At 63.5% G+C, this 9,550-nt stretch carries 5 protein-coding genes and 1 tRNA gene; 2 read left to right on the forward strand and 4 right to left on the reverse strand.

Annotated features, from left to right (window positions below):
* Nucleotides 1-145 precede the first annotated feature (145 nt).
* The 4 genes from K0M74_RS02170 to K0M74_RS02185 form a co-directional block, all read right to left on the reverse strand.
* On the reverse strand, nt 146-5,251 hold the full coding sequence (locus tag K0M74_RS02170; protein WP_293967427.1) for a hypothetical protein: 5,106 nt from the start codon (nt 5,249-5,251) through the stop codon (nt 146-148).
* Between the two features lie 67 nt (nt 5,252-5,318).
* The gene (locus K0M74_RS02175; protein WP_293967429.1) at nt 5,319-6,383 is read right to left on the reverse strand and encodes a hypothetical protein; all 1,065 of its coding nucleotides are present in this window, start codon (nt 6,381-6,383) and stop codon (nt 5,319-5,321) included.
* A gap of 73 nt (nt 6,384-6,456) precedes the next feature.
* Nucleotides 6,457-6,921, reverse strand: a complete 465-nt coding sequence (locus K0M74_RS02180) for a hypothetical protein (RefSeq protein WP_293967431.1) — start codon at nt 6,919-6,921, stop codon at nt 6,457-6,459.
* An 11-nt stretch (nt 6,922-6,932) separates the two neighbouring features.
* Nucleotides 6,933-7,883, reverse strand: a complete 951-nt coding sequence (locus K0M74_RS02185) for a hypothetical protein (RefSeq protein ID WP_293967432.1) — start codon at nt 7,881-7,883, stop codon at nt 6,933-6,935.
* 263 nt (nt 7,884-8,146) lie between these two features.
* On the opposite strand from K0M74_RS02185, the gene K0M74_RS02190 reads away from it, so the two are divergent.
* Both K0M74_RS02190 and K0M74_RS02195 read left to right on the forward strand, forming a co-directional pair.
* Complete coding sequence (locus tag K0M74_RS02190) at nt 8,147-9,343, forward strand: AI-2E family transporter (RefSeq protein WP_293967434.1); 1,197 nt, start codon at nt 8,147-8,149, stop codon at nt 9,341-9,343.
* A 43-nt stretch (nt 9,344-9,386) separates the two neighbouring features.
* Nucleotides 9,387-9,463: transfer RNA gene (locus K0M74_RS02195), tRNA-Asp, on the forward strand.
* The last annotated feature ends 87 nt before the right edge of the window (nt 9,464-9,550 follow it).

A 9,550-nucleotide genomic window follows, 5' to 3' on the forward strand; every position in this document is an offset into this window, starting at 1 on the left:
TAAAGACGCTGGTCGAGACGCCGGTTTTGATGTTCGCTGATTTAGTAAATCGGGCGCCCCCGCTAAGGCGGGGGCCGCTATCGGCTTACTCTGCGCTTCCTGAATAGCCTGCTAGAGGCCCCGCCTTCGCGGGGGCGACGCGATTCTACAGCCCCAACCCCGCAAAGCTCGTCTGATCGAACTTCAGCTTGAACGTCACATAGGCCCCCGACCGCGCGTAACGCGCATCTTCGAAGTCGCGGTCGTGAAAGCCCGCGAAATTATAGCCGAAGGTGATGTTCGCATTTTTCATCGGCGCCAGCGTCACCGTCGGCCCGCCCGCCCAGCTGATCGTATCGGCATCGGTCCCGACGCGGACGGTGCCTGAGGCGCCGACATCGACATGCTCGCCGAGGTTGAAGCGAAAATCGGCGCCGATCAGGTTCGACCAGCCCTTGACGTCGTCGGCGCCGAACTTGTCGAAATTGTAGCGCGTGCCCCAGAAAAAGCCGAATTCGCCGCGTTCGTACCACATGCGGCCTGCGTCACGGCTGTTTTCGCGGTCGCCCAGCGGGGTCCAGTTGACCGACAGGCTGTTGAGCAGGCGGCGGCTGGTCGCGTCGCCGTCGATCGTCAGCGCGCCGCCGCCGATCGGGCCGGGTTGGCCGGCGATCGCATCGCGCACCTTGTCCGAACGAAACTCGCTCTTGTTAAGCCAAGATACCGCGGAGTCGGCGGGGCGGTGCGCCCAGCTCATCTCGAAATTGATGACCTCGGTCGTCGGCGTGGTGCCGCGACCGCTGGCCTTTGCATAAGTAAACAGGGCGCCGAGCGCGCGTCCTTCGCCGAGCTGGCGGAGGCCACCCAGCGTCAGCCCGTACCGATTGGCGAATTCCCCATCGCGATATTCGGCGCGGCCCGTCAGCGTCCAGCGATCGGCGCGATAGGTGGCGCCGGTGCTGATCGCGAGGAAATCCTCGGTCAGCGTGCCATTGTCGCCAAGGAAGCCGCCCGAGGCGACCGGCTGGTTAACATTGATAACATCGCCCGCGCGAATGCCGCCGAGGGTGCGATTGCCGTCGACCGACACGGCGACCGACCAGCGCTCGCCGAGTTTCAGCGACTGTGACAGTCCATAGGCGGCAAAGCTGCGGGGGCCATATTCGCCGATTTCCTGCTGGTTCGCGGTCGCGAGCAAGCGCGCCCCCGACCAAGGGGTCAGGTCGAAACCCAGCCGCGCTGTACGCGCCTTGATCGTATCGCCGTCCGCAATTTCATAGCTGCCGACGAGATTGACGTCGCGATTGATCGCGAAGCGTGCGCCCAGGCGGTGGCGGGTCGGGAAATCGATGCTCGTATCCTTACCCCCCAGTGCAAATTCGGTCTGCGCGTCGAGTTCGAGGCGTTTTTCGAACAACCGCTGCGTCGCGCCGAACTGGACGATGTTCGAGCGGTTGCGCGTGCCGTCCGACAGCTGGTCGTCGGCGTGGGTCAGCCCAGCGCGCGCAACTGTCGTGCCATTGTCATATTCGGCGAGCGCCCGCGCGGCGCGGCGGCGGGCGCCGCCGTCGAGATAATCCTCTTGCCAGGCGCTACCGGTCAGCGCCAGGGTGCGGGCCGCGCGCAGCCGGGCGTCGACGCCGAATTTGCGCGTGCCATCCTCGCCGCGGTTGAGCTGCCCGGCGCCAAAACCGCTCTCGCGTTCACGGACATAGGCGAGAAAATCGGCATTGCTGCTGTGATGTTCGGCCTCAATCAGCCACGCTTTCGCGCTGCCAGATGCGGCGGCGGTGCCGCCGTTTTGCGCTTTAGCGTCGCTGACCGCAAGTTCGGCCCGGACTTCGGTATCGATATTCGGACGATAGCGCGCATCGACGCCGCCCATGTTGGTCTTGGCATTGCTTTCTTGATCGTGAATGAAGGTCGCGCCGACGCGCAGTTTCTCGTCATTCGTCTGATAGGTGACGCGACCACCGGCGTTGAGCACGCGCTGACCAATGCCATCGACCTCATATTCGGCGACGATGAACTGCGGATCGAGATCCGACGAGCGGCTGAGCACCGGGTTGCGGAAGCGGATCGTGCCCGACAGATAGTCGATGTCGTAATCGACATGCCGTGTCATGCTTACGCTGTTAACTATGCGCTCGCTGTGCAGGCGATCGCGCGTTTCGATGACGATGCGTTCGCTGTTCGGCAAAATGTCGCGTGCGCCGAGTTGGTACGGGCCGGTGAGGCCGTTGCCCTGGATCTCGTCGCGGCGGAAACGATAAGGGGTGTCGGCCACGAACGCGGTCGCGGCAAAATTGCGGCCGCGATACTCGGCCTTCCCGCCATTCAGCGCGCGCTGGTAGCGGGCAAGCTGCGGTTCCAAAATCCCCGTCTCGATATCGCCGAACATCGCATAGAATTGCGGGCGTTCGAGGCGCAGATAGAGTTTGCGCACCGACGCCGCATCGTAGCGCGTCTCGTTGCGATCGGCGTAGATGGTGTAATAGGCGCGAGGATCGATCACGCCGCCGAAGCGCGCATCGTCCTTGTCCTTGTCGCTGTCATACGCCAGCGTCATCAGCCATCTGCCGCGCACCCGGCCTTTTGCGTAGAGTGCGAGGCGCGCATCGGCGTTCAGGTCGTCGAGCGTCTCGGCTGCGGGTTCCATCCGGTCGTCGAGTGTGTTGTAGCCGAGCGTCCCGGCAGCAAAGCCGACAACCGTCCACGGGCGGTCGCCCGGATCAAGCCAGGTTTCGATCGTCTGCCTGCGCACCACCTTGTCGTCGCGGAAGGTGAAATCCATCGCCAGCGTGCCCGATGCGGTCGTCGGTTCGAGTTCGATATAGGCAATGCCGTCGTCGCCGTCGATTTTCCACAGTGGCTGGGCGCGCTCGAGTCCGGCGAGTTGGCGCGCTTGCTGTGCATCGGCCTCGACGGCCGGATAATAGGGGGCCGGGACGCTGAAATCGCCAGTCAGGCCCGAACGGACCGGCTTGCCGTCGCGGTCGGTCAGGCGCACCGCGATTACCGGGCGGGTGACGCCATCCGCGACCAGAACCGACCTTTGGCGGAGCAGCGCCGCGCGCATCGGGGTGATCGAATAGTGCACCTGGCGCTCCAATGTCGCGATGACAACGCCGTTAACATCCTTCACTTCGGCGATCAGACGGTTTTCGCCTTCGCGGATTTCCAGCCCGCGCCACAGACTGACCGCTACGCTGCCGTCGGCCGACTTGCTGGTGCCTTCAAAGGTCAGCGGGTCGGCGGCTTTGCCGTTGACGCGCAGCGTCACGGTCTGACCGGGCGCGTGCTTGACCGCAGCGCGGATCGCTTTTGAGCGCGGGTTGTGATCGGTGGCGGGGAACAGCCAGTCGATGCCCGGGGCTTGCCCGGCAAGCCAGTCGCGACCGGAACCTGCCGCTTCAGGGTCGGTGAGTACCGTCGGCGCGGCGTTCGCCGCCATTTTGGGCGCCGCGCGCGGTGCGCTGGCAACGGCACGGAAATCCGCCCTTTTCAGCGCGCCGCCGCGACCTTCGACAAAGCGCGAGATCGCGCTGCCGGCGCTCTGCGTCGAGCGCGCGCAGTCAATGGCTTCGCGGTCGAGCGGCAGCGTCGAGGGGTCGATCTGCACCACGTGGAGCCCGGGCCGCACGCCTTCGAAATGATAACGGCCATCTTCGTCGGTGACGGTGTAGCTGCCGTCCTGCAACATCACGCGCACGCCGGCGATGCCGTCGGCCTGGCGCGGATCGACGCGGCAGCCGCCATCGGTGATACGACCGATAATCGTCATCCGGTCGCCCAATTGGTCGCGTTTGATCGAAATCGTCGCTTCGGCGATATTGCTCGCCGAGCCGCGATTGTCGACGGCTGAGGCGCGGTTGAGCGCGTTGCCCGGCTGCGCCGACATGATGACTTCGGCCAGATAGGTGAGCAAAGCGGTTCGTGATGCGGCGATGCTGGGCACGACAACGGCGAATTCGCGGCCATTGGCGGCGATGTTGGCGGTCACGCGCACGCCGTCGATCCGCACCGTATCGGCGCGCAGGCGCATGCCGGCGGGCAGCACGTCGCTGACGGTCACCGCGCCGGTATTTCGCCGCGCGTCGCGGTTCGCGACTTCGATGCGGTACTGGATGACGTCGCCCGGCACGGCGACCTGCGTCGAGGTGGTTTTGCGCAGGATCAGCGGCAAACCGGGTTGATCGACCGGAATATCGACGCGCACCGGCGCCGGGCTGCTCAGCGTGAAAGGACTGCCATAGCTGGCGCCGCTGATTTCGAACGGCAGCCCGTCATCGGGGCGACGGAAAGCGGCCAGATCGGCAGGGTTCGATCGCGATGGCGCGGTGAACGGGGCAGGGGGCTCGACCACGATACGATAGGTACCCGGGGCCACGAACGGGAAACGATAGTCGCCCGGTGGGAAATTGTAGGTCGTGCCGCCCGAATCGGCGACGCTCTGTCCCGTGATCACGCTCGGCGGATAGACCGAGACGCCGTCGTCACCGAAAACCTGGGCGGGCTGGCCGGTAGCGGTGTCGATGATCGTGACGCGGCTGCCGGGAACGGGCGCCCCGTCGCCGCTGTCGAACACGATGCCGAACGGATCGACGAGGAAATTGATCGTCGCGAGCGCGACAAGGCTGGCGTTCGCCTGATCCGTGACGCGCAGCGTCAGCGCGGCGCCGGGATTGACCGACAGACGGCAATCGCCCTGCGCAACGGCGGGCGGAACCCCGATGGTGTTGATAAAGCCGACAAATTCGCCGCTGTTGTTGTCGGTTTCAGTCAGCGTGATCTGCTCACGGTCGCCATTTTCGAGCTCGAGCACGACGGCGAGGGTGTCACGCTGCTGCGGATCGACATTGGCCGATGCGAGCGTAACCCCGACGACGAGCACTTCGCCAACGCGGAAATTGTCGGTGCTTTGCAGCGAGGCCGGGGCGGTCGAAATTCCCTCATAGACGCCGCTGAGCGGGATCGTGCCGCTCGTTCTACCCAAGCTGGTGCTGCTGCACGGCGTCGGCGCCAGTGGCACCGATTTGATGCCGCCGCCATTGGTCAGGCGATAGGTCGTAATCGTCGGCCTTTCGGGCGGGCGCGGCGCCACGGTAACATCGACACGGTTCGACAGCGCCTGACCGCGATTGCCGTCGAGCGTCCACTGCGCCGAAGCCGTGTTGGTAATCACCTGCGCGCGCACCGACGGGCTCGCAGGCAGCAATGCTGCCGCGATCAGAGCGCTTGCGAGGCCAAAATATCTGGTGCCGAGTGCCATGATAGCCCCGAATGGAGCAGCGGGAGACGGTTTTTGGGCCGCACCCGCTGCTCTATCGGTACTCCGATCAGTTGACCGTCGCGCGGAAGACGAGCGTCTGCGCTGCGCCTGCTGCGATAGTGGCGATCGTCCCCGTCACATTCGGCGCGGTGTAGCTACCCCCAGCGACGCCATCGGCGTTGCAGGTGCCCGCGGTGACCGTTCCGTTGAGCCGGATTGTTCCTGCGTTGAAAGTCAACTGACCGGGAACCGCGTCATTGATGACCACCGACGTCGCCGGAACGCTGCCGCTATTGGCGACAGCGATGCAATATTCGACGATCGCGCCGGGGATCAGCTTCGGATTCGTCGTATTGTTGAACGGATCCGAGATGACCCGGCTGGTCTTGGTGACCGCCAGGGTGGCAGTTTGCACTGTATAGTCATCATTGTCGCTATGCGATCCGTCGCGGGCCGCATCGCCGGTAACGCCTGCGACATCGGCAAAGACAGTATCTTTGCCTGCCGTATTCGCGCCGGCCGTTTGGGTGATGGCCGCACCCTGGGCGCCAACCGTGCCACCTTCGCGCGCAGTGGCGCGAAGAGTGACGCCTGCGACGGAATTGTTGGCAAGGCCCGCCGGAATATCGGCCACCACAAACAGGCGGATCGCTGTATCGACGACGAGTTCGTCGACGTAGCCGGTGAGCAGCGTGTCACCGACATCCCAACTGCCAACCGTGCCGGTAACCGTATTGTCGCGGTAAATCCGGACGTTGGTGGCATCGAACGTATCGGTGCCGCCATGCGCCGCGGTGCCTCCCGCGATCTGAGAAGCGACGAGTGCGAAATCGAGCGTTTCGTTCGAGCTGTTGGTCAATTGGAACGTCATGACGGCATTTGTCTGCCCCGGCACGACGTTCGTCGTCACCGTGCCGACTTCTTCGACGAGCAGGTTGATCTTGCGATCAACGACAAAATTGTCTGACGCCGACTGCTGTCCCTGCGCAACGCCACCGACCTGATAGTCGACGGTGGCGGTGTTCGTGATCGTGGTACCCGCGGTCGTTCCGGCAGCAAATGCCGGGGTGGCGGCGAGACTTGAAATCGCCGCCAGACCGATGATGCCCACGGTGTTCAGCTTGCTGGTCATAGCTGAGCTCCTTGGCTTTGGTCGATTGCCGTTTCCCCACCGCTGGCAATCATTAAGCGGTTATTTTAATTCGCTATTTTACAACTCCTCGAAACATCAGCTTGCCGCTGCCGCCCGCCGGTATCGGCTTTGGGAACGCCCATCGGATGTGCGTCACGTCGGCGGGTTGCGCCGCACGGCGGGTGCCGTCGGACAGTGCCACCGTCAGTTGATCGAGCTGTCCCCAGCCGCGTCCGCCGTTGATGGAGACGAGCGGCCTCGTGTCGCCAGCGTCGGCAAAGCTGACTGCCGCGGGGAGGGGATTGGTGATGACAAATTTGTCGGCGGGCTGCGCCCCTGCATTGCGATAATTGAGCACGAAGACCAGCCGATCGCCGGGAACGACAACCTTGGGCTCTTCGAGCAATATCCGCTGCTTGCCGGTGGCATCGGTGGTCACGCGCTCGACGAACACGTCGTTGGCGAGCGCCACCTGGTTCGCGGCGAGCGCCTGACCCGGCAACAATGCCGCGAAAAGCAGGAAAAGGGCCGTGCGCATGTGCATCTCCATCAATCGATCGTGGTTTGGAAGGTGACGGTGCGGGTCTGGCCGCCGCCGACGGTGCCGAGCGCGACGTTGATCCGCGTGCCGTTGTAATCGCCCGCGTCGGCATCGACCGCGTCGGACTGCGCGACGCCGCCGAGCGTGATCGAGCCCGCGACATAGCTGGTGTCGGCGGGAATATTGTCCGTGATCGCCAGGCCGCTGACTGATCCACTGCCCGCAACGGTCGCGACGATCGTGTAAGTGATCGTCGCGCCGGGGATCGGATCTGCCGTGCCGAGCGGATTGGTCACCACGGCCGATTTGACGAGAGTTACCGTCGCAGCCGATACGATAAATGCACCGGCATCGGTGCCATCGGCACCGGTCGAGCCGACAACAGCGTCGCCGCCGCCTTCGCCTTGGCCAGCAAAGCTGTCGCCTGGTGAGCCGGTGCCGGTCACCGCTGCCGCAACAAGGCTGACGATACCGCGATAGCCGTCAACCACCGTTCCTGGCGTGGTCGCAACGACAAAAACCGTAACGCTTTCGTCCGGATCGAGTTCGGGATCGTTGGCGCCCGGTGTGTAGAGCGTGTCGGTGCCGGCGTCGAACACGCCATCACCATTGTCGATGTAGATTTGGGTGACGACGGGGTCGTAATTGTCGCCCCCGGCGTTCGCGATCGTGCTCAGCACGAAATTTTCGACGCCGTTGCCGTTGTTGGTGACCGAAAAGGTTAGAACCTGTCCGGTCGCACCCGGCGTAGTCGGCACATCGGCGGGATTGCTCGAATCGACGGTGACGTCGAGCAATTCGTCGACGAGCAGGTCGACCTGGTTCGAATTGATGGTGGTCGAGCCGCCCCCAGTATCGAAGGTCGCGCTCGCGGTGTTGCTGATCGTCGTCCCCGCGCGCGTGAGCGGCGGAGTAGCAACTTGGGCCTGCACCTGCATCGGCAGCGTAAGCGCAGCCAAAAGGGCGAGTATCGAACAAGAGGGTAGAAGCTGATGCTTCGCGCCCCCCACAGGCGCATTCATCATCACTTTGGCTCCGAAAAGGTTGGTCCTTGGAGCCCTCAGTCTACGAAAAAGGGTAATTTCTGGTTAAAAAGCAGCGAGAAAGACGGGTTATGACCCAGACGGGGACAGAATGGAGGCTCGGTTGGTCGCAAAACGGGGCGGCTGGCGCAAAATGCAAACGGCGCGTAAGAAGAGGCGGTTAACGCAGGAGAACAGGGGTGGCGGACGATCGGGGGAGCAAAGGCACGCGCCCGCGTTCGAATCCGCTGCATCAAATCGAGATCGACGATTTTCGCCGCGACCGGCTGCTCGCGGCGCTCACGCTTATCTTTGGCGCAAGCTTCTGCTTGGGGTTGCCTTTCGCCTTGCAGCACGGCGCAGAATTTTTCCTGCCGCTGACCGCCGCGATCGTCATCGCGATCGCCCTCGTGCCGTTGCTTGAGTGGCTCGAACGGCGCGGAGTGCCATCCGCGCTTGCGGCTTTCCTGTCGCTGGCGATGTTCCTGATGCTCATCAACGCCGCGCTGGCGATCATCGTCGTCCCGGCAACGGGCTGGTTCGCGCGGCTGCCTGATTCGATCCCGCGCATTCAGAGCAATTTGGCGCCGCTGATCGATTTTTATTCTTCGCTGCAAGGCTTTGTTGAGCGGACGCTGCTGTCGGTGGCGAGCGGGAGCGAGGCGACGGCGCAGGCGGTGGCCGCGACGGCGCCGACGTCGGTCGTCGACTATTTCATCTCGGCGGCGCCATCGGCAGCGATCCAGTTGTTCTTTGCCGTGCTGGTAATCTTTTTCTTCCTTTCGGGCTGGACTCGGCTGCGCAAGGGGACGATTCGGCGGCGCGGCAGCTTTGACGGCGCGATGCAGACCGCCCGGGTGATCCAAAATGTCGTCGATGCCACCGCGGACTATCTCGCGACGATCACGATGATCAACGCGATCTTGGGTCTATCGGTCGCGCTGCTGTTATGGGCGCTCGGCATGCCGTCGCCATTCATGTGGGGCGGCATCGTGTCGCTGTGCAATTTCGTGCCCTATGTCGGTCCGATTGTGGCGGCGATCCTGCTCGGGTTGGGCGGGCTGATGACCTTTGACGCCGTGGGGCTGGCGCTCTTGCCTGCGCTTCTGTTCATCGGTGTCCATACCGTCGAAGCCAATGTGATTACCCCGCTGGTGCTGGGCAAGCGGTTGACGATCAATCCCTTGCTGATTCTGGTCTCGCTCAGTTTCTGGGGCTGGGTATGGGGCGCGCCGGGGGCATTGCTGGCGGTGCCTTTGCTGCTTATTTTGCAGACGGTATTGCAATCGACCGGAACGCCCGATCTCGCCGGTTTCCTGTTTGAACGTGGGACGTTAACGACGGTCGACGAAATGCGCGATCGATTAAATCGAAGCGAAGCCGAAAGCGACGGTTGACAGGTCGGGGCGAGCGCCATATTGGCGCTGCTCCCAAGCACACGCGGGTGTAGCTCAGTTGGTTAGAGTGCCGGCCTGTCACGCCGGAGGTCGCGGGTTCGAGCCCCGTCACTCGCGCCATTATTTGTCCATAAGGACGGAATGGCGACCGCAGCTTGGGATGATCCACTACTGGAAATTGGGAACTTGGCGCCGCTCGTTAGCGGC

It is taken from the genome of Sphingopyxis sp., from assembly GCF_019459305.1.
In the GTDB taxonomy this organism is placed as follows: Bacteria; Pseudomonadota; Alphaproteobacteria; order Sphingomonadales; family Sphingomonadaceae; genus Sphingopyxis.